The 24,234-nt window shown below is 57.2% G+C and carries 16 protein-coding genes and 1 tRNA gene; 4 read left to right on the plus strand and 13 right to left on the minus strand.

Going from position 1 to position 24,234, the window contains the following annotated elements; translation table 11 throughout:
• Position 1 precedes the first annotated feature (1 nt).
• Positions 2-487 (minus strand): FHA domain-containing protein FhaB/FipA, encoded by a 486-nt coding sequence (locus D8M23_RS11300; protein WP_126854833.1) that lies wholly within the window; start codon positions 485-487, stop codon positions 2-4.
• Positions 487-1,350: an FhaA domain-containing protein gene (locus tag D8M23_RS11305; RefSeq protein WP_006886997.1), complete on the minus strand. Its 864-nt coding sequence runs from the start codon at positions 1,348-1,350 to the stop codon at positions 487-489. Before D8M23_RS11305 ends, D8M23_RS11300 begins: the two co-directional genes overlap by 1 nt.
• A 376-nt stretch (positions 1,351-1,726) precedes the next feature.
• Here D8M23_RS11305 and D8M23_RS11310 point away from each other — a divergent pair.
• A tRNA-Leu gene (locus tag D8M23_RS11310) sits at positions 1,727-1,813 on the plus strand.
• A gap of 138 nt (positions 1,814-1,951) precedes the next feature.
• Here D8M23_RS11310 and D8M23_RS11315 read toward each other — a convergent pair.
• From D8M23_RS11315 to lysX, 3 genes are all read right to left on the minus strand, one after another.
• Complete coding sequence (locus tag D8M23_RS11315) at positions 1,952-2,215, minus strand: PLD nuclease N-terminal domain-containing protein (RefSeq protein ID WP_052186560.1); 264 nt, start codon at positions 2,213-2,215, stop codon at positions 1,952-1,954.
• 94 nt (positions 2,216-2,309) lie between these two features.
• The gene (locus D8M23_RS11320) at positions 2,310-3,872 is read right to left on the minus strand and encodes an alanine/glycine:cation symporter family protein (RefSeq protein WP_278667837.1); all 1,563 of its coding nucleotides are present in this window, start codon (positions 3,870-3,872) and stop codon (positions 2,310-2,312) included.
• A gap of 257 nt (positions 3,873-4,129) precedes the next feature.
• A complete protein-coding gene (gene lysX / locus D8M23_RS11325; protein ID WP_126854835.1) occupies positions 4,130-7,456 on the minus strand; it encodes a bifunctional lysylphosphatidylglycerol synthetase/lysine--tRNA ligase LysX in 3,327 nt (1,108 codons plus the stop codon).
• A gap of 267 nt (positions 7,457-7,723) precedes the next feature.
• On the opposite strand from lysX, the gene D8M23_RS11330 reads away from it, so the two are divergent.
• Both D8M23_RS11330 and D8M23_RS11335 read left to right on the plus strand, forming a co-directional pair.
• Entirely contained in the window at positions 7,724-8,845 is a 1,122-nt protein-coding gene (locus D8M23_RS11330) for an alpha/beta hydrolase (protein ID WP_126854836.1), read from the plus strand.
• 199 nt (positions 8,846-9,044) lie between these two features.
• Entirely contained in the window at positions 9,045-10,190 is a 1,146-nt protein-coding gene (locus D8M23_RS11335) for an alpha/beta hydrolase (RefSeq protein ID WP_126854837.1), read from the plus strand.
• A gap of 101 nt (positions 10,191-10,291) precedes the next feature.
• Here the strand turns inward: D8M23_RS11335 and nhaA are convergent, their stop codons facing one another.
• The 3 genes from nhaA to D8M23_RS11350 all read right to left on the minus strand — a co-directional run bounded on the left by nhaA (position 10,292) and on the right by D8M23_RS11350 (position 13,138).
• The gene (nhaA, locus tag D8M23_RS11340) at positions 10,292-11,641 is read right to left on the minus strand and encodes a Na+/H+ antiporter NhaA (protein ID WP_126854838.1); all 1,350 of its coding nucleotides are present in this window, start codon (positions 11,639-11,641) and stop codon (positions 10,292-10,294) included.
• 243 nt (positions 11,642-11,884) lie between these two features.
• Positions 11,885-12,409 (minus strand): ferritin, encoded by a 525-nt coding sequence (locus D8M23_RS11345; protein ID WP_126854879.1) that lies wholly within the window; start codon positions 12,407-12,409, stop codon positions 11,885-11,887.
• 210 nt (positions 12,410-12,619) lie between these two features.
• On the minus strand, positions 12,620-13,138 hold the full coding sequence (locus D8M23_RS11350; protein WP_126854839.1) for a MarR family winged helix-turn-helix transcriptional regulator: 519 nt from the start codon (positions 13,136-13,138) through the stop codon (positions 12,620-12,622).
• Positions 13,139-15,247: 2,109 nt separating this feature from the next.
• Here D8M23_RS11350 and D8M23_RS11355 point away from each other — a divergent pair.
• A complete protein-coding gene (locus tag D8M23_RS11355; RefSeq protein WP_006886979.1) occupies positions 15,248-15,877 on the plus strand; it encodes a superoxide dismutase in 630 nt (209 codons plus the stop codon).
• 120 nt (positions 15,878-15,997) lie between these two features.
• Here D8M23_RS11355 and D8M23_RS11360 read toward each other — a convergent pair whose 3' ends face one another.
• The 5 genes from D8M23_RS11360 to D8M23_RS11380 form a co-directional block, all read right to left on the minus strand.
• Positions 15,998-17,470 (minus strand): RNA-binding domain-containing protein, encoded by a 1,473-nt coding sequence (locus D8M23_RS11360; RefSeq protein WP_126854840.1) that lies wholly within the window; start codon positions 17,468-17,470, stop codon positions 15,998-16,000.
• A 297-nt stretch (positions 17,471-17,767) separates the two neighbouring features.
• Complete coding sequence (locus D8M23_RS11365) at positions 17,768-18,625, minus strand: bifunctional transcriptional activator/DNA repair enzyme AdaA (protein WP_126854841.1); 858 nt, start codon at positions 18,623-18,625, stop codon at positions 17,768-17,770.
• Between the two features lie 169 nt (positions 18,626-18,794).
• Positions 18,795-20,525 (minus strand): ABC transporter ATP-binding protein, encoded by a 1,731-nt coding sequence (locus D8M23_RS11370; protein ID WP_238693862.1) that lies wholly within the window; start codon positions 20,523-20,525, stop codon positions 18,795-18,797.
• 2 nt (positions 20,526-20,527) lie between these two features.
• On the minus strand, positions 20,528-22,387 hold the full coding sequence (locus D8M23_RS11375; RefSeq protein WP_126854843.1) for an ABC transporter ATP-binding protein: 1,860 nt from the start codon (positions 22,385-22,387) through the stop codon (positions 20,528-20,530).
• Positions 22,381-24,147, minus strand: coding sequence for an ABC-F family ATP-binding cassette domain-containing protein (locus tag D8M23_RS11380; RefSeq protein WP_126854844.1), 1,767 nt, complete (start codon positions 24,145-24,147; stop codon positions 22,381-22,383). The genes D8M23_RS11375 and D8M23_RS11380 overlap by 7 nt, the downstream gene beginning before the upstream one ends.
• Positions 24,148-24,234: the final 87 nt, after the last annotated feature.

The following is a 24,234-nucleotide window of genomic DNA, read 5'->3' on the forward strand; positions in this document are numbered from 1 at the left end:
ACTACCCCCTCAACTGCATGGTGGTGCCACCCACCCTAAATTCGGTGCCCGGCTCAATGACGGTGGCACGGCTAAGGCGCTGGCCGTCCACATAGGTGCCGTTCGTTGAGCCAAGGTCTTCAAGGAACCAGCGGGAGCCCTGCGGGAACAGGCGCGCGTGGCGTCCCGAGGCGTAGTCATCCTGAAGCGAAACCTCAATATCGTTTGCGCGTCCAATCGTGATGGGCTCATTCCCCAGCTGCATCATGGCACCAGCCTGCGCGCCCTCAGTGATCACCAACTGGGACGGGCGCGCCGGGGGAGCAGCCACCGGGGCCTGCTCAGCCGCCGGCAGGGCAGGGGAGGCGAACGCATCCACCGAGACTGTGCGGAAATTCTTCCCCAGCCCCAAGTCGCGGCGTGCTGCGGCCAACACCAGAAAAACGAAGAACCACAGCAGCGCCAAAAACGCGAAGCGCAGGATAATGACGGTAAGCTCAGAGGCCACTAGAGAGCACCCCCGGCGGGCATCATACGGAAGAAGATGCTCGTATCGCCTAGTCGCAGGAGAGAACCGTCGTGCAAAGTTGCGGGGGTGCGCAGGGCGGTGCCGTTGAGCATCGTGCCATTAGTGGAGCCCAAATCGGTCACAATGTACGCCCCGCTCTGGTGCGAAATCTGCAGGTGGCGGCGGGAAATACTCTTACCATCCACACGGATATCAGCCACACTGCCGCGCCCAATAACTACCGGGAACGAGGTCAGCTCAATGGGCTGCCCATCAATCTCAAGGTGCGGTACCAGCGGCTGCGGGGCGGGGGCGGGCGGAGCCTGCGGAGGCTGCTGCGCCGGTGCGGCCTGCGGCTTGGTGATGCGCGTCGGCAGCGACCGTGCACGCGGCGGGCGCACCGGGCTGTAGGAGGGCGCCCCGTGCGGGCTTGGTGGGGCGTCATTGACCGGTGTCTGCACCGGCAGGGCACCCTGAGCGGGCGGGGTGGAAAAGTACTCAAACGTGGGCACCACCTGGAAATCACCGGGGTGAACCTCCGGTAAGGAATGGAAGGTGATGCGCACCGCCCCAATGAGCGAGTATCCCTGCGCTCGCGCGTGTGAAATGGCGAGGTCGCAGAGCTCAATAGCAAACGGGTTGCCCCACTCCCGTATCCTGTCAAAATCTGCGGGGGAGAAATTAACCGCATAAATATTGGGGGCCATCAGCATCTCGTTGGGATCGATGTAGGATTCATCGTCCATGACCGTGCGAATACGGTTTGCAATATCTGCTTTTTCGAAGGTGCCGAAGCCTTTGGAGAAGCCAACGGCCTGCCCAATGCCTTGTTCTAGCCGCTCAAGCCTGTCCATAAACTTCATTGCCGCCTCCTCCTAACGATCCGTGCCGATTGTACTGCCGTGAGCCCGCGCGGGCCCGCGAAAGGTACAGTCTAGCGATTTTAACTGTGCATATGCTGTGCGTGCGTTAGATACACACACCCAACGCTATTCTATGCGATAGGCGGTGATTAATGCAGAATCGGGGTTATTTTCGCGGTAAAACCGGGTGCTGAAGAGGCACTACGGTGAATTCTGGCGCACCATGCGTGGATGTTCCATACCGTTACACCCCGATAATAGGGCGTAAAAATCCGTCATGTGATGTGAATAAGGTTACTAAAATTGGATTGGACAGGGGGCCAAGGGGTGCGTATAGTTCTATATGTTGCCTGCAACCACAGGTTGTAAGACACTTGCGCGAGTGGCGGAATAGGCAGACGCGCACGGTTCAGGTCCGTGTGCCCGTGAGGGCGTGGGGGTTCAACTCCCCCCTCGCGCACCAACTAATCCCCGGTTCAGTTGAACCGGGGATTTTTTATACCCGTCTTTCCTGAGTGTCTGCAGCACCCGGCGGGCCAAACATCAGCATAAATATCCAGCAAGACCGAACAGTGGTGTGCGCCCTGCGGCGTTTAGTATCCTATGGGGCGTCATTGCTGGGCGGCTGAGTATTCTGCGTATCGGGTGAGGGCCGCTGCGCAGCCTCCCGCTTCTCGGCGCGTGAACGTAAAATCCAGGCGATAGGGCCAAGAAACGGTAGCGCCAAGGTGAACAGGAGCCACTTGAGCTTCTGCACCTCACTAAAGTACGGGCTGCGGTGAATCGTGAGCAGACAGTACAGCGCCAATGCGATACCCACGAGAAACACCGCGGTCCACAGTACATCAAGCACGCCGCTAGGCATGAGGGGCCCTCCAAGGTTTTCAGTAAAAGCGGAGTTTTCACCAGAGAGTAGCACTTATCCGGTAAAAACTCCGCTTCATAGTGAGGAGACTAAGCTAAATACCCGTCTTTTGTGCCCGCTTAGCGGCAGCATCCGAGTCCCGCTTAGCCCAGAACTCGCGGGTGGTCACCTCATCCGTGCCGTCCCAGGCGGCCAAGTTTTTAATCTCGGGCATATCGGATGCCATGAAAATAGGCTCCAGCCCGGCCTTACGCTGCGTCTCATAGTTCTTCAGCACCGCAACCACCTTCGGCGAAAGCCACAGCACCGCCACCAGGTTCACAATCACCATGCCCGCGTTCAGCATATCCGCCGTCGTCCACAGCAGGCTCAGCGATGCGATCGCGCCAAAGAACACAAACCCCAGCACCACCAGGCGGAACACCGTCAGTGCCCAACGCTTTTCGGTCACAAAGCGGATATTTGACTCGCCGTAATAGTAGTTGCCAATGACCGAGGAGAACGCGAAAAGGAAAATAGCGAAGGTTAAGAAGTGCGTGGCCCAACCACCCAACTGGGCGGCCAACGCATCCTGAGTCAGCCCCGCACCGCGGGTCTTATCGCCATAGACAGGATTCGACAGAAGCACAATAAACGCGGTCACGGAACAGACCAGCATCGTATCGAAATACACACCCAGAGCCTGCACATAGCCCTGCTTGGCGGGGTGCGAGATAGTCGCGGTTGCGCCCGCGTTCGGGGCGGTACCCATACCGGCCTCGTTCGAGAGCAGGCCGCGTTTCATACCCCAAATAACGGCACCCATCGTGCCGCCCACCACAAACTCACGCAGACCAAAAGCGCCCTCGAAAATCATGAGCAGAACGTTCGGAATTTCTCCAATATTCAGGCCCACCACCAGAAGGCCCAGAACCATGTACAGCACCGCCATGAACGGCACCAGAAACTCGGTCACCGAGGAGATCGCACGAATACCACCGAAAATAATGGCCGCCGTCAGGCCCGTAATAATCACGCCTACCAGGATGCGGAACCCCATACCGTCCGTGCCTTCAATGCTGATATTGAACGAGTTCGCGCCCGCCTCAACAATCGCGTTGGTCTGCACCGCGCAGAACACAAAACTATAGGTGAGCACAATAAAGCCCACGAAAATCAGGCCCAGCCAGCGTGCGTTCAGGCCACGCTGCATATAGTAGGCGGGGCCACCAATATAGGAGTCCTTGCCGCGTTCTTTATACAGCTGACCCAGCAGCGACTCAGCGAAAGCGGATGCGCCGCCCACGGCAGCAATGACCCACATCCAGAACACCGCACCGGGGCCGCCCATCGCAATAGCGATCGCCACGCCCGCAATATTGCCGGTACCCACACGGGATGCCGCCGAAACCGTAAACGCACGGAATGAGGAAATGCTCTTACGGCCGTCAGCTTCGTGACCGGACGGGTCGGTGAGCACGCGCAGCATCTCGGGCAGAGAACGCCACTGCACCGCACGGGTGCGGATGGTCAGGAACAAACCAGCGGCAATCAGCGCCACGAAGAGGAAGTTCTCCCATACCCATTGCTGAATAGAGTCAACCACGCTGGTGGCGCCAGAGGTATAGGTGTTGACGTCTTGAATAAAATGTACGAATCCCTCCACGGGCGCTCCCATCGGGTTATTGGACACAGTAATCCCCCGGTACGAGGCGTCACTGCGGGGGAGGGGCGGGGCTTAAGCACCCGCATACGGAAAAAGATATTTTTCCGGAAGTTACAGGTAACTATTGTTGCGGTACAGTACCCGTGTGAGCAAGCTCAATAAGTGGTTTCAGGGAATTTGTAACGAATAATTAACGCACACTGCAGCGTGTGCCACCCCCGCCAAAAGCGCCCTCGGCTTAGCAGTAATTTAGAAGCGGGGGAGAAGACTCACTGGTAGCGCGTATCGTGCTTTAACGGTTTCACGAAGGGGAACGAAAGCACCCCGCGAATCTGGGTCTGCGCCATGAGCATGACCAGCCGGTCAATACCGATCCCCAGCCCGCCGGTAGGCGGCAGCCCCGTCTCCAGGGCGTACAGGAAATCCTCATCCACTTGCATGGCCTCGGGGTCTCCGGCGGCCGCTTTCAGTGACTGCGCTACCAGGCGCTCACGCTGCACCAGCGCATCGGCTAATTCGGAGTAGGCGGTACCCATCTCCATACCGTTAATCACCAAATCCCAGCGCTCCACCAGTCCCAAAACACTGCGGTGCGCACCAGCTAAGGGGGAGGTCTCCACCGGGAAATCCGTGTAAAACGTGGGGAACACGGTTTTTGCTTCCACCAGTTCACCATACAGTTCCTCAATGACCGCCCCTGCACCCATATCGTCCCGTACGTGAATCTCATGTTCACGCGCCAGGGCCAGGAGCGTCTCAAAATCGGTGTCTAAGGTGATGGTGGTGCCCACCGCCGCTGAGAGTGCCTCACACACCGAAACCACCGGCCAGGCACCTGAAACATCATCCAGCGTACGGTCTGTGCTGCCCTTTGCCCCCAACGGCAGCACGCACTGACCGTACACCGCCTGCGCCGTGTTTTTAATGATCCGCTCCGTTAGGTGGCGCATATCGGTGTAGTCGGCGTAGGGTCGGTATGCCTCAAGCACTGTGAACTCGGGGTTGTGCGTGTTATCTGCACCCTCGTTGCGGAAGTCACGGCCCAGCTCATATACGGCACCCATGCCGCCCACCACCAAGCGTTTGAGGTACAGCTCCGGGGCGATACGCAGTGTTAGATCCGCCCCGTAGGCGTTAATGAACGTTTTGAAGGGGCGGGCGCTGGCGCCACCGTGCACCGTGTTCAGGATTGGGGTCTCAACCTCGGTGAAACCTTCCGTATCCAGGGTGCGCCGGATGGACGTAATAATAGCCGAGCGCATCCGCAGGTTTTGTACCTGTTCAGGGTTAACCAGCAGATCGGTGGAGCGGCGGCGCAGGCGTGCCTCCGGGTCGGTGAATGAGTCGAACGGGATGGGATGCAGGCACTTGGAGACCATCCGCCAGTCACTGGCCAGCACCGAGACGGTGCCGTTACGTGAGGTTCCCATGCTGCCGGTGATGAGCAGGATATCTCCGGTATCGACGGTCTGGCTGAGAAGCCGCAGCGCCTGTGCACCCACAGAGGCGCGTTCAATAACCACCTGGAGGGTGCGGCCGTTCTCTATGAGGGTGAGGAAGACGACCCCGCCGTGGTTGCGGATAAACCGCACCCGACCCGACAGAGTAAATTCCTCAACCGAAATATTTCCTGAATGTAATATATTGGTGAGCTCTTCCACCGAATAATCACACCGAACACCCAACGGATACGGCTCCATACCTGCGCTGCGTAATAGCTCAGCGTGCCGGATGCGGTGCCGAGTCTGCTCACTGCGGCGTGTCTGCACCCGCGGGGTGTCTGCCAGAGACCGGCGTTCAATCTCCCGCACCCGCTCACAATCAGCCTCTCCCAATAACAGCACCTGGGATCGCTGCCTCCGCGCCGAAATCGAAATATCCGGCAGGAACCCCTCGGCCACACCCGCCGCAACCACCGTATTAATGAACGCCAGCGTCGGCTCAAACGCCATATACCGTCCCACCCACTCCGGGGCGAACTTCAGGTTAAACCGGTACAGGCGTTCCAGCTGCCAGAACCTGTCCAGGTACCCCAGTGAACGGGAGGCAAGTCTCTCCCACGGGCTGGACCCAAACCGCTCGGCGTTATCGTACACGTGACGGAACATCGCAAAATTCAGGGAGACACGGGTGATGCCGTACTCGCCAGCCCGTTCCATCAGCCCGGCCACCATGAACTCGATAGTCCCGTTGGGGGCCTCAGGGGAGCGGCGCATGACATCCAGGGAAACCCCTGTGCGACCCCACGGTACGAACGAGAGTAAACCCACCATCTGCCCGTCGGCAGCGTGCGCCGACACCAGCAGGCACCGGCCGTCGGCGGGGTCACCCAGGCGGTTTAGAGCCATTGAGAAACCGCGTTCCACCCTGCCGTGCCGCCACTGGTCGGCGTACTGCTGCATCTGCTTCAGTTCTTGGTCACTGAGGTCACGGTGGCGGCGGATGCGCAGGCTGTACCCCGCTTTCCGCACTCGCTGGCAGGCCTGCCGCACCTGCGTCAGCGACGTATTATTCAGACTGAACCTGTCGGTGGTGAGTACCGCTTCGTCGCCCATGCGGGTAATGCTCAGTCCTTCTTTGGCGAAGGCACGCGCACCCGCCTCGCTCACGCTAATAGCGGCCGGAACCCACCCGTAGGTGCGGGCGGCGCGCATCCACGCCTGGATTGCCGCGCCCCAGGAGGCCGGATCCCCCACCGGGTCGCTGGATGCCAGGCACACCGAGCCCACCATGCGGTATGTGATGGCGGCCCGATGATCTGGCGAGAACACGGTCTGCTTATCGCGGCGGGTGGCGAAGTATGAGAGGGAATCGTTTCCTCCGTACTCTTGAAGCAGCTCACGCAGCCGCACCTCGTGTTCAGCTGTCCAGGTGTTTGGCATACGGTACCCGCGCAGGATGAGGTACACAGCGATCGCCGAGAAAATCCCGTAGAACACCGAGGCGATAGTGCCCACGACTGCCGCAGCATGAGGCCCTTTAAGTTCGGGGACGATGTCAATCCCCAGACCGTGCAGTACCAGGTTTTGTGGGGTGACTCCGGGAAGGTGCCGCCCAAAGTACCAGGTGATGAGTGTGGTTGCGGTGAAACCGCCCACGAACACAAGGGCCGCCACGGCCCACGAGATACGCCCAATACGGGCTGGGAACGCTTTACGAATAGACCACAGGAAGGGGATGGCGATTAGCCCAATAACCACCGAAATCGTGTCTACCCACGAGATGAGGTACTGTTTGGGGCCCATGATCGGGTCGGGGAAGAACACCACGAGGGTGCTGTCAATACCCAGCACAATACCCGCTGCCTGAAAGAAAATCGCCAGGTACAGCCCCAGACGTTTGCGGGCAATCAGGCCCCAGGTGATGACGAGCATCGTGACGGCACTGGCCAGTGAGTGGGTGGCGGGGATATTGAGGAGGCTCACCCCCAGCTCCCACCAGCGGAAGCCGCGCCCGCTGCGCAGGGGCGAGATAATCCAGGAGAACACTGTGATGACGGTCAGGAAAGAGTAGACGCCAATGAGCCACCGGGCCGATACCTCGGCGTATCGTGAGGCTGTATCCGCCGCGTTGCGGCTTCGTTTCTGGCCTGTCATGAATCCCCCTTCGGGCTGTACTCCCTACCTATAACTCTATAAATCTTTTGGGCGTGTGCACCTTAAAAGTTATGGGTAATTTGCTTGTGATCGTGCTGAGAAAACGAAAATGACTTATAGATATAATAGAGCCAAATATATATACACAAATACATTGTATACCTTATGTGAATATTTATACTTTATATAAAATTAAGCTTAAATATTAAAAAACGCTCAAACACATTTAAAGCTTTTAGACAGAGAAGTCTTTCTAAGGAAAACACCATGATTATCGTGAAATGGCGAGTAGTGATCCTGCTGCTCGTGCCCACTATCCTGTGCTACGGGTGGATGATATTTATTCTGCCCAGGCTCATGCGCTCCAACGGGGTGCGCAAATACATTCTGCAGGCGGTGAGTCTTACCCTCACCTGCCTGCTGACCCTCACCAGTGTTGCCTCGTACCTGAACCTTCAAAACAAGTGGTACCCCACCCTGGAAAGCATCTTTGCTGACCCCAATGCCCCTATTACAGACAGCCACTACGGCGCGCCCCTGACCCCCGTCTCACAGCAGGTCTCTGAGCACACCCCGGAGCAAGAAAATGCGCGAGGCGCTGATTCCGTGAAGGAGGCACTGGCTCACGCCGAACCGGGCAAACCCCTGGAAATCACGGTACCCGGGTGGGGCGGCACACCGGATATGAAAACTTTCATTTGGCTTCCCGAGGGGTACGCCTCCCACCCGGAACGCACCTACCCAGTTATTCTTGGGCTCTCGGGGTACCCCGGCTGGCCTTTAGGGTTTGAGCAGCTTGCCGCCAAACTTAAACCTGGTGCCTCCCGCCCCATTGGTGATGTCATTCTTGTTGCCCCAGATATTTTCTATAACGGTATCGACACCGAGTGTGTGGACAGCACCAACCCCAAGGGGCCGCAGGTAGAAAGCACCATTGTTGAGTCCCTCATCCCGCTGCTTAAAACCACCCTGAGAGTCAGCACCGAAGCTGACGGGTGGCTCGCCTGGGGGTATAGCTCCGGTGGTTTCTGCGGGCCGATGCTCGCCATTAGGCACCCGGATCTTATTGGTGCTGCCGTCTCATTCGCCGGCTATTTTGCCCCGCAGTATCTTGAGGGTCAGCAGTGGCGCCCCGCAGAAGACACCGAATATGATTTGCTGCGCCTGCTGCGGGAGAAAAAGCCTCCGGTAAAAATCTGGTTTTTTACCGCTGAAGACGACCTGAGTATTCGGGACGAGGTGCCCGCATTCACGCAAGCTGTTCAGGCCCCCACCAGTGTGCAGCTTGCCACCGTCCCGGCGGGTGGGCACAGGTACGATGTGTGGTTCAGCCGTGAACCTGCCGCCCTCCAGTGGGCAGGCACCTACCTGGCGCCGTTTAAACCCTAAATACGCGCTTTCACCTCAACACGCCCACGTGAGTACAACACGTGCCCGCCCCCGCGCAGCTTTGCCTTAATGCCTCAACCGTACGGTGTGTATGGGGCAAAGGTGAAGTGAACGTTAAAAAATCTGCGTATGATTAGGCACAGGAAAGTACGTGCAACGGTACTGACCGCCAGGGTAGTACGCGTAGGGGAGGCAGCCGGTGAATATCTCAAACTGGGGTACGGTGCTTCTGTTTGGCGTGTTCACGGTGTTCTGCTACGGCGTTGTGATTGGGGTGCTGCCGCGCATGCGCGGCCCTGGTGCGCGTAAATACGCGGTGCAGGCTGTGGGGATGTTTTTAGCCGCCCTCTTGACCCTGCTGACGGTGGGCGCTTACCTGAACCTGCAAAACCGCTGGTACCCCACACTTGAGAGTATTTTCGCGGATCCGCACGCCTCTGCCTCAACGAGCACGTACGGGTTTTTCCCTGGTAACCCTTCGAACGCGCCCGGGATCGAGCTCAGCGGTGAACAGAAGGATGCGTACACTAACCCGGCGCTGCGGGCGGCCTTTGAGGAGCGCCGCGCCAGCGGGGGCAACGGTCCGCTGCAGCTGTATATTCCCGATAGTGCCGGGCGGAGTATCCGCACGCTGGTGTGGCTTCCTGCTAGTTATCTGGATTCGCCGGAGCGTGTGTACCCGGTGGTGTTGGCGTTCCCGGGGTACCCGGGCATGCCGGATGTGTACGAGAATTTTGTTCCGGCCCTTGATCGGGCGGTCGCTAATGGCACTGTGGGAGAGACGATCCTCGTTGTCCCAGATGTGTTCTATGCGGGGGTGGACACCGAATGTGTGGATGGGGACCCCAATACCAGCCCCACCCCGCACACGGCGAGTTTTCTGACTGATTCGCTCATCCCGTTTATGAAGAGGAACCTGCGGGTGCCTACTACCGCTGATGGGTGGGCCACCTGGGGGTATAGTGCGGGCGGCTATTGCGCATTAATGCTGCCGGTGCGTCACCCCGATCTGGTGGGGGCGGGAGTCTCGTTCGCCGGGTATTTTAAGCCTCGGTATGAGCCGGGGCAGCAGTGGCGCAGCGAGGACGATAGCGAATACGATCTGGCGCGCATCCTGCGTGAGAAACGGCCTGCCGTGAGGTTGTGGTACTTTACCGCCGCCGACGATACGACGGTTACCGCTGAGCTTGCGGATGCGACGCGCGGTATTAGTCAGCCCAGTATGCTCAGCGTGGTGACCATACCGGCTGGTGGGCACAGGTTTGATGTGTGGCACCCGAATGATTGGCGTGCCCTGGCCTGGTTGGGAAAATATCAGTGGTTTAAACCCGGTGGGATGCGTTAGCGGCTTCAGACCCCGCCGGGTGCCCCTTATGAAACGCTAGGTGCCGCCTACCGTGTGTACGGTAGGCGGCACCTGGTACAGGGGCTGCACTGTGTGGGCGGCTAGTCGCCTTTTCCTTCGAAGACGTCGGGAATACCGTCGTGGTTTTCGTCCAGTTCTTCTTTTTCTGCGACTGCCTTGTAGTGCTTATTGCGGCGTGAGAGGATGATCGCACCCAGGATGGCGGCGGTAATGGAGCCGAAGAGAATAGCGATTTTGGCGTCTTCGGTGTGCGGGGAGCCGTGCGGGAACGACAGCTCAGCCACCAGCAGCGAGACGGTGAAACCGATACCGCCGGTGACCGCCAGACCAATAATGTCGATCCATTTCACGTCCGGGTCGAGGTTGGCGTGTTTGAACCGGGTGACCAGCCAGGTGGTGCCTGTGATACCCAGGGTCTTACCGACCACGAGTGCGAAGATAATGCCGATTGCCACCGGGTCGGAGAGGGCCCGGCCCAGCCCGTCGAAACCGCCCAGGGCTACACCCGCGCTGAAAAAGGCGAAAACGGGCACGCAGATACTGGTGGAAATGGGGCGGAACCGGTGTTCGAAGACCTCCGCGAGGCCGGAGTCAGCACCAGCGGCTTCGGTACGTTTATTGAATTTCACGGGTATGCAGAAGCCCAGCACCACGCCCGAGATGGTCGCGTGAATACCTGATTCGAGGAAGAGCGCCCAGGTGATGAACCCCAGCGGCAGCAGAATAATCCAGGCTGCGGCGGGTTTGAGATGGAACATTTTCTCGCCCTTATAGGCGATGAGCGCGAATAGCCCGATGGGAATAATCGCCGCCAGCAGGTATTCGCCGTGGAAGTTATTGGTGTAGAAGATGGCGATAATGCAGATGGCGATCAGGTCGTCGACCACTGCGAGGGTGAGCAGGAAGATGCGCATCGCCGAGGGCAGGTGGGTGCCCACACCCGCGAGTACGGCCACCGCGAACGCAATGTCGGTGGCGGTGGGGATGGCCCAGCCGTGCACCGCTGTTTCGCTGGCGTGGTTGACAATGAAGTAGAGGATGCCGGGGGTGATGACGCCGCCGCACGCCGCAGCAATGGGGATGATCGCGGTGCCAGGGGATTTGAGGTCGCCAATGACGAATTCTTTTTTGAGCTCAAGCCCGGTGAGGAAGAAGAAGACAACCAGTAACCCGTCGGCCGCCCAGGTGCCAACACTCATGTGAAGGTGGTGGAATCCGGGGATTTCCGGGCCGATTTGTGCATCCCGCACCCCGAAGTATGCGGCTGCTAGGGGGGTGTTGGCAAAAATAATGGCGAGGACGGTCGCTATGAGAAGGATGGAGCCGCCCACCGATTCTGTGCGTAGAATATCGGCAATACGCACCGATTCGCGGTAAGAACCTCGCCCGAAAGCCGTATTGTCGGGTTGTACGTCACTCTTCTGACTCATGTTCTCCTCAGGGGTTTTGTGCGGCGTTCCTTATACCAGTGTAGCGTCTTTCCACAGCAAAAACTTATTTTATTCCAGTATATGAATTTTTATAAATAAATAGACAGCTTTGAATATTTCCCTGTATATGGTGATATAAACCCACAAAAATAAAGCATAAAATGCAGAAACTCACTCTTAAGAAATATTCCCCACCGCCGGTATAAAGGCGATGGGGAATGCGAAAATATGCGCTATATGTTTTTAGGAGCCAGCAACTGCGGGGGCTGAATCGTCCTCACCGTGGTTTTCATCCAGTTCACGGGCAACGTAGTTCTCAATGTCAAACAGGTTGCCGTTTGCGCGCTTAACAATGGTCACCAGGGTCTCCATGGAGGCGACTTCTTCAACCTGCTCCTTCAAGAACCACAGCATGAACTGCTCGCCCAGCGGGTAGGTTTCGGCGCGGGCGGCAGCGAAAATTGCCTCAATCTGGGTGGTGACTTCTTTCTCCTGCGCCAGCGACATATCAACGATTTCCTGAACATCTGCAAAATCGTTCTGTACTGCCGGAATCGCCGGGATCTGAACCTTGTGACCGCGGTCGAGCTGGTACTGAACCATCATCAGGGCGTGGTCGCGTTCCTCCAGCGACTGTCGGTAGAAGTAACGGGCCAGCTGCGGCAGATCCTCGCCATCAAGCCAAATAGCCATTGCAAGGTACTGGTGGGATGCGGCAAACTCATGGCCGACCTGCTCGGTCAGCAGTTCATAGAAAGACTTGGTCATCATACTCTCCTGGGGTGTGGTTTATGGGCCCAAAAAGTGGGCGTAACTCAACCTGACCAGTCCATAATATGCGCCGGTTCGGTGTGTGTATACACAGAACAGGCTAATCTCGACCGAGAATTAGGCCCTCCTGCGGCGTGTACTAACCGAGCACAACCTATGTTGAGGGTGTGCGAGCTGCGGGGGCTGCCAGTACGGCGTAATACGGGCCTACTCTGGGTACGAGCCGCGGCGAAGACCATCGATTGATATAAGCTTCGAAGGAGTGTCTCCCAGTACGCTGGTGCCAATATTGGCGAGGTCGTACACCTGCTGTTCATTGAGATGGTCAAAGATTTGTCGGCGAACTTCAGCCACATGGCCGGGAGCCACCTGCTGAATCCTTTCAAGCCCTGCCGGGAGCAGATGGCAGATGCTTACACGACGGTCTTCGCGGCTAATGGAGCGTTCAACGAGGGAATCTTTCTCAAGGCGCGCCACCACACGAGACAGGCGCGCAGGAAGAGTGTTTGTGGTCAGTGCCAACTCTGTCATGGTTAGGCTGAGCTCGGGTGACTCGGAGAGCATGGCAAGCACCATGTACTCAACATAGCTTAGGTCGGCTTCACGCTGTAATTGATTTTCTAGCCTGCGAGTGAGGTTAAAAATAATAGAGCTTATAAATAGCCACGCCTCCCGTTCTTCGGGAGTAAGCCACCGGGGTTCTTCGGCGTGCGGTGAGTCAGACACAGGATGCTCCTTCCGGGTCTGTCGTCTTAGTGAGCTGTATGTTGTCGTAGTAGTAATCGAGATATAAGGTTATATTAATTCCCCATTGTATATGTATCATTTCTCATATTCCGGTAACGGCACCAGTAAATGCGGCGCATTCACACGTTTTGGTTTACCTAATGTGTGTGTGCGGATATGTAATAGGTTCCAGCTTATAGTAAACGTTTCCTTATTATTCACCGCTGAAAAGTAGGGAGCGAGTATTTTTGGGTGTTTACTTCCCGAATCGATAAAAAATTGGTACTTAAGAAGCCGAGCTGTACTTGAAGGTTTTAGAGTGATGAAGGTCAAAAATACGGATTTTTTGGGGTTTAGGTCACTTAAAGCAACGCTTGAGGGGTGATTTTTTGCCCCTAGTCGAGAGCGTGTTGTCTAGGAGTGCTACCCTCAAGCTGAGGAAGAACCGCGTAATATCAAGGTAAAATGGGGTATAAAAAAATTGGTACGCTTTTTTCAACTCTGCTTCAGGGGAAGATAACAAAACGATTACAAATTTTTCTGAAAAAGTACCATTTTGGGTTTGCAACCGGCCCAAGACCGTGTACACTGGTATACGTAACGGGGTCGAAAGAAGCCCGCGGGGCGAGACCGGAAGCTCAAACCGAATGGGTTCGACTCTCTATTTATCGGTGATTGTCGTCAGTGTGCGGGTAACCCGCATTTCTACTGACGGATGTGCGGTGCGGATGCAGTTCGTGGTTGGGCTGCATTCCGCGCCGTATCTTTTTAACCAGCCCCTTCTGAGGCACTCTCAACCACTCGCTCTGAACAACCTCTAGAGATTTCCTATTGGTACCCCTGCGTGCCCTGTCAGGCGTTATCACTTCTAACCGCGGAGCAAACTTGTGGGTACACCCACTAGGCAATGCAGGAATTACCCTGCCAATCCCTGCAAATACAGGCCATAGAGGCTGTTGGGTGGCCCGAACCAGGCTGCAACATCCATCATTCTATGAACTATCAGTAATACAGCATCTAAATCTCTTCTCCGCTCGGTGCATCCCTGCAAACACGCGGAAAAGTCCCATATTTTCTTGTCGCACCCGGGCAGCGACCACCCGCGTGAGGTACTGAGAGTGATCGGCCGCGTAGCGATGAGATAAAGGTCGCCATATCTAAAAAGTCTTCAACTGTTCAGAAAATGACAAAAGTACATGTGTGTATGGGGTGAATGTGAAGGATTTGGGGATGCTTGGTTTGGGGATGCAAAAATATGTGCACGCGTGGGGCGAATCCAGAAGCAGAAGGTACCAAAAGCAGCGTAGCGGGGGAGAGTCGCCTTCTGGCGCGTGGGGTATACCGGGACATTTGCGGGGGTGCGTGTGTTTAATATTGCCGCCGGAGACGCGCCAACAACATGCGGTTATGTCACTCCGCCACTGGCGTATCCACAGGTGTTATCCACAACGTGGAAAACTTACAGGTGTGTTATTCATAGGATCTTAATAACGTGCGGTGTGATAACGAGATGGCATAAAGATCCTTGAAATACCGGGGGATTTCCATCAGATGGACGCGGCTCATCTCACCATCCAAAATATACAGGCGGGTTCAGGTGGTGCATCTCCTCCACAACACGCCCGTTATACACACCTGTGGAAAAGTCTGTGCACAATATCCACCGTCCACCCTCTGCGCCGTGCATAATATTCACCGCATGTATTACCTCCCACCGTTTGCCCCGCCCTCTGAAGAAAACTCGCAGCAGAAATACGAAACCGGCCAAAGTTCTTCCTGCTGGCCGTAATATACTGCCCGCATATTAAGCGTTGAGATGCTATAAAACGGCCCCTTCACACCCTCCGCAGCGAGTATCCACAGACTTTATCCACAGCGTGGATAACTTACATACCTGTTATTTGCGGGTCTGAACCCCGCAAAAATCCGGCAAATACTCCGAAATCGTGATGAATTTGAAATAAAATCCACGGGTTTATCCACCCCTGTGGAAAACTTTCTCCACCCTATGCACAGCATCCCCGCACAATGCCCAGAATCCACTGAACTCGCAGGCAAACGCTGGTACCCTTGTAACGACGCCATCTTCTGAATGAAAGGGCATACACTATGGCTGAAAAGTACACTCTCCCCGAGCTCCCCTACGACTACGCGGCGCTCGAACCCCACATCTCCGCAAAAATCATGGAGCTGCACCACGATAAGCACCACGCAGCCTATGTTGCAGGCGCAAACGCAGCCCTAGAGCAGCTTGAGGAAGCACGCGCAAACGGCTCCTACGGCAACGTATCCAAGCTGTCCAAGGATCTCGCCTTCAACCTGGGTGGTCACACCAACCACTCCATCTTCTGGAAGAACCTTTCCCCCGAGGGCGGCGACAAGCCCACCGGCGAGCTCGCAGCGGCTATCGACGAGTTCTTCGGTTCCTTCGACAAGTTCCGTGAGCACTTCACCAACGTTGCCCTCACCATTCAGGGCTCCGGCTGGGCAATTCTCGCCTGGGACACCGTGGGCAAGCGCCTCATCATTGAGCAGCTGTACGACCAGCAGGGCAACATCTCGGTGGCACTGATTCCCGTTCTGCAGCTCGATATGTGGGAGCACGCCTTCTACCTGGACTACCAGAACGTGAAGGGCGACTACGTGAAGGCATTCTGGAACATCGTGAACTGGGCAGATGTCGCTGAGCGCTTCGCACGCGCAGTGTCGCAGACCAAGGGTCTGGTGCTTCCCGAGTAGTCCTCAAGGATTAACGTGCGCTCGCACTCAGGGCGTATCGTATACGGGCGGGTGCCCGGTGCCTTCGTTAGAAGAGGCGCCGGGCACCCGCTTTGCGCTATAGAACTCATGGGTTAGTGGCTACACGGTGATGAGATGGTATACAGAACCGCGACGCCCTGAGTGTGCTCGCTGCTCTGCCATACCTCGTTTGACCAATTTGGGCAGTGCATACCGAACCTGCCGCGCGGTTAACTGGGTATCTTCTACGAGATCGGCGACCGTAGCGGGCTTCTGTGCTAAGGCAGAATACACCTGTGATTCTGTGGCGGATAGTTCCTGCGGTACGTCAACATGCTGGGAAGACTGTGCCGCCCGTCGCTCCCGTGTGGACTGTGCATCGTCCGTGGAGCGGTAAATGATAACGCGTACCTGAATACCTTCATCAAGGATGCGAGCCTCGCGCAAACCAGCATTGCGTAAGGCCTGCTGCGCCGCCAAAATACCCCCGCCTTCTCCCTCAATGAGCCGACGACCGTCGCTGAGACGAATATTCTGACAGATAGCGTACAGTGCCTCATTCACAGCCGCAGGGCGGTGCACAAGACCAACCTGACTAGGTAAAATACCCCAAAAACCACCGGGGCTGATGATCTCAACACGGCCACGCTTAATAAAAATCTGCACGAACTTCCCCGAAGCATCCCGCTCATAACTGCGGTGCACAAGGGCATTCGCCACGAATTCGCGCAGAGCCACTAGAGGAATTTCGGGTTCATCCATCAGACCCGCCCCGTCAGGGGTTGTTACGGTGCGGTTTTTGAGATTACGCACAAGCCAGGCAAGCGCATCTTCAAGTATGGCAGGAATAGGGCCTTCGCCCCGAAAACGGTCATCATTACGGGCTGTACCGCTCATAGACACTACGCCGATAATACTTGCCCCAGAATAAAACTGCTGCGGATAATCCCCCAGAGCACATAATCCGGCCAAGGTTAAATCGTTCTGCGCGGCGGCGAGAACATTACGTTTGTGCAGAATTTCCTGATCAGAGTCATGCCGCAAACGTGCTGAGGAGAGGCGAACCTGACGCAGAAAGTCCTCAGTGTACGGCTCATCTAAATCTTTGATGGACGTGCCAGGAATATTTCGTAGGTCATTCTGTGGTTTATGGCGTTGGGCATACATAAGGCTTAGCGCGTAACTATCCATCGGGTAGTCACCGTCTCCGAGGCGTTGATACGCCACGTTACCTTTAAAGCAGGGGCGTTCCTGTACCGGTAACCCTGGAACAGATACGATGAGCACCTGATGATCGCCCAGAACCATATCGGTGGTTTCTACCGCGATTTTGGGTTTGAGATTCTGCGCGGCGTCAATAATTTTCGCTCGTAAATCTTCAAGATCGTAAACGCCCACGGGAGCAAAATCTTGGGATTCGTCCACACCGCATATGATGGTGCCGCCGTCAGGAAGGTTGGCAAAGCTACAGATAGTCTCAGCAATGGACGACGGGTAACCGTTATGCGCCGACTTCACCTCAACGGTCAGGCTATCCCGACCGAGGAGGCGTAGCTCATTCAGAGTTTGTGTTACTTCTTCAGGCGTATACATGTAAATATTGTAACTCTGAGAGTGACAATGTGGACGTCTGACCGAGCTGAAAGTTACAAAGCTGGTGATTTTGGGTGACAAAATGTAACTTTCAGACGGGTTTTTGTCACTATGGCATGAAAAACGCGAGTGAATGTGACAAAAATGTAACTCTCGATGGCAATTGTGTAACTTTCACCGAGGAGTCAAACGGGTTCCCTTTGAACTTTGCGGACTTCCGAAGAGTACACATACTCGTGGGATGCTCTCGAAAGCGTAAAAACGGGAGCGGGTAAAACTGGGGTGGACCGATGTTCGCTAGGCCGCGCCGAGTTCTTGGGCGAGAAGCGCCATTTTGCGGCCGCGACCCCAACGGTAATCCCCGATCACGCCGCTCTCACGAATCACTCGATGGCAGGGAATAATCAGCGCCACCGGATTGTGCCCCACAGCGGTTCCCACGGCACGGGCGGCACGCGGGCGACCAATACTCTCAGCCACAGACCCGTAACTTTGCACGGCACCCTGCGGAATATTCAAAAGCGCACGCCACACCTGCACCTGAAACGGCGTACCCTTCAAATGCAGGGCGATGCGCTCCCCACCTCCACCGAAAATACTCAACGCCTGCCCGTGAAAAGGATGCTCGCCCTCATGCAACTGCGCATTCGGGTATTCGGCGCGCAGGTTCGTAAGAGCCGCATCCGGGTTATCGGCGAAGACCATATGACATATGCCTTTATCCGTTGCGGCGATCAGCACCGTGCCGAAAGGGGACGCGGCGTAACGCCAGACGATGCGCAGGTTCGCCCCGCCGTTCTTGTACTCGCCGGGGGTCATGCCCTCAATGGTGACGAACGCATTGTGCAAGCGCCCCGTGCCGCTGAACCCGCTCGACCAGGCCGCATCGAGCGTGCTCTGCTGCCCAGCGAGCGCCGCCTTTGCCCGCTCAAGGCTGATATGCTGCAGCATTTTCTTGGGGCTCACTCCCGCCCATTGCTGGAACTGCCGCTGCAGGTATTCGGGGCTCACATGAACCGCCTGGGATACCTGCGCGAGCGTGGGCTGATCTGCGGCGTGGTCATACAGGTACTCGATAGCGGCGGCTATGCGCCCGAACTGGACGGTCTGCTCAATCGGGTCTGTGCTCGCTGCGGAACGGTCTGTGATGCTCAAGGATTCTCCTAGTTCAAGGTCTTAACACTAGAGAATACGGATGTTTCGGGCGGAAAACGACCCGATTCTTGACCTTGTGCGCGGGAGGCGTAGAAGCGGAAGTACTCTCATCGCTCCCGAATAAGAAACTGCTCCCGGATTGGTGGGGTTGGCTGAAGCGGCCGAGTAACTACCCCGCCTGCGAGGCGAAAAGCCGGGCGAAATAGGAGTCGCGCGCCATTAGTTCGGTGTAGGTTCCCGATTCGACGATTGCGCCCGCATCCATCACGTAAATACGGTCGGCATGGCGGAGGGTCCATGCGCGGTGCGAGACCAGAATCGTCATGTGTCCCGCCGCAATCTCGCGCAGAGAAGTAAAAATATCTTCCTCCGTTTCGGCATCAATCGCGCTGGTTGGTTCGTCCAGAACCCACAGGTCGGTATTGCGCAAAATTAGGCGAGCCAATGCGAGCCGCTGCCACTGCCCGCCCGATAGACCAACGCCGCCCCACTGCTCGCCCAACCGGGTGTCCAAACCTTCCGGCAGGGCACGCACAAACTCGGCGGCGTGGGCTTTGTTGAGCGCATCCCACAGCTGCTCGTCGGTTGCGGAGCGCCCGGAAATCCCCATGAGAAGGTTCTGCCGAACCGTCAGCTCGTAGCGTCCAAAATCCTGGGTGAGAATAGTTGCCAGCCGGTGCCGTTCGGCGGAATCGAGAACATCCACCGGGGTATTGTCGAAAAGAACACGCCCCTCGTGAACGGCGAGCATGCCCAGAATCCCATGTACTAGCGTGGTCTTGCCCGCACCGTTTGCCCCCACGAACGCAATTGTTTGACCGCGCTCAATCTCGAAGGATACCCCGCGCACTGCGGGTTTTTCAGCGCTGGGGTAGGTGATGGAAAGATTCTCGATGCGCACGCGGCTAAGCGGTGCATCAAGAGTGGCAGCCACCTTGCGGAACGGATGTTCGGAGCCTTCCAGAAACTCTCGATACCGTGTAATTCCGTTAGCCCCGGCGCCGAGCGAGCTCATATCGTGACTCGCTGCAGTCAGCGACATCATGGCGGAAAGCGCGCCCACTATCGCACCAGAGATGATACCCGCGCTCGCCCCGGAGGACACCAGAAAACCTAGCGCACCCACCAGGAATACCGCGCACATTACCCCCGATATTACCTGCAAACGCAGGGCATATGCGGTAAGTTTCACCTCTTCGTCAGCGGCCAGCCCGCGTTGCCGGTTAGCCCGTGCCGCAAAGAACCAGCCTGCTTTCAGGGTCGAAAGTTCTTCGGCGGTATTCGGGTAGGCTATCTGGTTGGTAGCGTACCAGGCTCGGTGGTTATGCGCATAAATGCTGTCCCAGGCCTGCTCGTTGCGCCGCGTGTACAGCCCCGCTACGAACGCCACCGGAATCAGACACAGCAGAAGGCATGCCGCCGCCTCAGGGCTGACGCGAGCTACCATGACGCAGAGCGAACCCACCATAAGAAACGTGAAGAGAAGTACGCCGGTGCTGGTTACTTGGGTGTGCAGGTGACCGTTGGCGACCGCATCCTGGGCGGCACGCGAGCGCTGCGAAAATGAGCCGCGCGAAATCTGCTCGGGGGTAAGGGAAGCGAGCCTGCGGGCGATCGCCCGAATACCTGTTTGCGCCATACCCGCCCGCAGCGACATATCCAGCGAATTAGACACCTGCTGCAGGGCAAGGTTACCCGCCAGCACGCCCCCGGTTACGCCCGCCCACGTGAGTGCAGTGTGCGTATCCCCGGTGCTGAGCGAGTCGGTGATTGCGGCTATGAGGAACATCTGTACGCTGGGCAGAAACGAGAGCACTGTGAGAAGGGTGAACGAGCTGAATACAAGAATAGGATGCGTCCGCAGCGCATACCGCAGAGCCCAGAGAGTTTGTCTAATCATTTTTAACACGATGGTGCCCCTTCTTTCGTGAACCCGGTGTCGTCTGCGGATTCGGCGCCGTCAGCAACCGGCAAGTTCGACGGCGTGTGTTCCGGCGCATCCTCTATCTGTGAGGCGAAAATTTCGGCGAACCGCCCGCCAGCGTCTAATAGTTCGGTGTAGGTTCCCGATTCAATGATGGTTCCGCGATCCACCACATGAATGACATCCGCGTGTTTGAGAGTCCAGGCGCGATGCGAGACCAGAATCGTCATATGATCTGCCGCAACTTTGCGTAGGGTAGCGAAAATCTCCTCTTCGGCGTGGGCATCAATAGCGCTGGTTGGTTCGTCCAGAATCCATAGGGCGGTATTACGCAGGATCAGGCGCGCCAATGCTAAACGCTGCCATTGCCCGCCAGATAGCCCGACTCCGCCCCATTGTTCACCTAGCTGGGTGTCTAAACCGGCGGGCAGGGCGCGCACGAACTCGGCGGCGCGGGCCTTTTCGAGCGCATCCCAGAGACGTTGATCGGTTGGAGGTTCCTGGCCCTGCGTGTGAGTGCCCAACAGCAGGTTTTCTCGCACGGTCAGCTCGTACCGCCCATAGTCCTGGCTGAGCAGGGTGGTGTGCTTAAAAACCTGCTGCACGCTTAGTGAGCCGACCGGAGTATCGTCGAAGAATATGCTGCCCGCAGTGGTGGGAGTCAGCCCAAGGATTCCGCGCACCAGCGTAGTTTTCCCCGCGCCACTGGCACCGACCAACGCCACCATCTGCCCGCGTTGTATATGCAGGTTCACGTGGTGCAGCGTGGGTGCATCCGCCCCGGGATAGGTGACGCTCAGACTGCGTACAGCGAGTTCGCGCGGAGAATCACCGGTTGCGGGCGGATTATGATGCGTTGTCTCTGAAGCAAGCACGTAGCGCGGATTATCCACAAACGTGCGGTACTGAGCAATCGACATCGCCCCGTTTGAGACCTGCCCGAAGGCGTAGCCAACGTCCTGCGTGGCCGCGATACAGGTGAGCGTTCCCACCAGCGCACCGGCAATCTCGCCCGCGCTCGCCCCGGAACCGATCAGGCAGTAGAGTGCACCCATCAGCAACACCGAGCAGATGAGCCCGGCGAACCCCACCACGATGCCGCGCACCGCCTCCAGATTGTATTCCCGCCCGGTGGCACGATTTCGTGCCCGCGCCACACCGTCGGCGAAGAAACCACCGGCCCCTAGGGTCGCGATCTCCCGGGCTGTGCTGGGGTGGGTGAGCGCATCCAGAAAATATGCCTCTTCACGGCGGTCCTCATAAACCTGCCCGTAGATGCGGTAGTCACGTTTCGCCAGCAGAACCATCGCGGCGGACAGCGGAACCATGCATCCCGCCACAAAGAACGCAGCCGGAAGGCTCGTACCTGCAATTGTCGCGCACAGCAGCAGAACCATCGCCACGGCGGCACAGAGAGTCACCACGGAATTTGCCTGCGTGGGAATCTCCTGCTTCGTAAGAGATTCACGGGCTGCACGAAGATGCTTCTGCATCCCGGGTTCACTCATCACCTCGGGATTCACCCGCGCCAGGGTGGTATTGAGTTTCTGATGCGCGGCGGCATTCACGCGCGCCTTCGTCATGGTGAAGAGCGACATGCTTGCCCGCTGCACCAGAAGGTACGCCGCCACGAGGGCACCGATTACTGCGGCCCACGTGAGTGATGCTGCAGTATCGCCGGAGGCCACCGAACCCACCGCAGCATTCACCAGCACCACCTGCGCGCTCGGCATGAACGTGAGAAGCAGGGTCGTACAAACCGCGGCAAGGAATGGAACGGGTGCTGCACGAAGGGCGATGCGGAACGCCCACGGGATGGAACGAAGAATGTTCAGCACGGTGCCTCCCCAAGGGTTTTCACCGAAAGGCTGAGCGTGCGGTCGATGCGGATGCGCTCGCAAAAATCCTCGTCGTGGCTGACGACGATGAGCGCGCCGGTATAAGCATCGAGCGCCTGCACCAGCCAATCCACCGACGAAATATCTAGGTTATTCGTGGGCTCATCCAACAGAAGAAGCTGCGGCACCGGATCGGTGAGCAGAACCGTCGCCAGCGCGGCGCGAAAACGTTCACCTCCAGAAAGGTCCCCAATATGCTGATGCACGCTCTCGCGCCTGAACAGCAGCCGCGCTAGTTGATCGCGAAGATGCTGTTCGCTCGCCTCTGGGTTTGCCCTCTGCACGGTTTCAAGGAGGGTGCGTTCAGGATCAGACGTGATGCGCTGCGGCAGATACGCGGCGTTGCCCAGGCGGTAGAGCACCCGGTAAGCGGGCGGCACGGGGGAGCGGTAGTCGGGGTCATTCGCGTGCGCTATCGCGTTGAGAAGCATGGTCTTGCCGCTGCCGTTTGCTCCCATGATACGCATATGCTCGGGCCCGGTCAGGATAAGAGTCTTGGGAAAGTCTTGGCCGCAGGACGAATAATCAACTTCATAAGATTGTGTTTCACGTGAAACGGTATTTTGGGTGTGTGCATTCTTAAGTTCGGTATCCTGTTGTACAGACGCGCAAGGGTCTTTTCCCACCCGCTGTAATTCCAGTACCTTCCGCCGCGCCGGGAGTGCATCCTGAGCAAGTTCCAGATAGATACGCTCCTGCACGCGCAGGTTCTCTTGGGCTTCTTCATAGATAGACTGTGTCTTTGAAAGGTCTGAGCTACGGGTTCCGCGTAGCTTGTTTGCTGCTTGGCGCGAGGCATCTTTAGCAAGAGCTCGAATCGTATCTGGTTGGTCGTCTTTCCAAACATGGGAGGTATTGCGTGATATAACTTCATGGGCACGAATCCATTCTTTCTTAGCCTTACGCATCTCATTTTTCGCCTCGTTCACGCGGCGATGCGCGGCGCTCTGCTCGGCCTTTCGCGCCGCTCGGTAGGTGTCGTAGTTGCCCTCATATGTGTGCAGATGCGCCCGTCCCTCACGGTCGGCGTGCAGCTCGGCGATTGCTTTCATATGCGCGAGCAGATCGCGATCATGGCTGATGATGAGTGCCGGGCAGGTGAGGGTTTCAAGAGCCGCGAAAAGCCGATTCTTCGCGGCAGAGTCCAGGTTATTTGTGGGTTCATCCAGCAGAATAAACTCGGGGTTCGAGTACAGAAGCGCGGCGAGCGCGGCAGTGACCGTCTGACCGCCTGAAAAGGTGCCGAGGGGGCGCATCAGAAGGTCGCGAATGGCGTGCGGGTCGGCGGCATCCGTGGCGAGCGCAGGACTAAAACCGTACTCGGCAAGGACTGCGAGGGTGCGCTCTTCAATATCCCAGGCGTCGCCAATGGTGTCATAAAGGCTAGGGGAGTAGTCGCCCGATTCCAGGGCATCAAGCGCTCGCAGAATTTTTGTAATTCCAAAAATATCGGCAAGATGCTGATGCTCGCTCAACCCCAAATCTTGCGGCAGATACGCTATGCGTGGTGGGGTGCTGATTGTGCCGTGACTAGGCTTTATCTCGCTAAGAATAAGCCTGAAGAGGGTAGTTTTCCCGGTACCGTTATCGCCAATAAGCCCGGTGAGTGGCGCGGAAAATACGGCGGAGAGGTCGGTGAAAAGCGGGGGTTCACCCGGATGCGCATACGAAATATGGTCGAGTGTAATGTAGCGTGGCATGGGCCGAGTCCCTTCGAGTAGGTGCTCGGGTCCCCGCCAGCGCAGCGCGCGTTAGGTGTGAGGGCATGAAAAAACCCGAGCACGGTG

Source organism: Rothia sp. HSID18067 (assembly GCF_003989445.1).
In the GTDB taxonomy this organism is placed as follows: domain Bacteria; phylum Actinomycetota; class Actinomycetes; order Actinomycetales; family Micrococcaceae; genus Rothia; species Rothia aeria.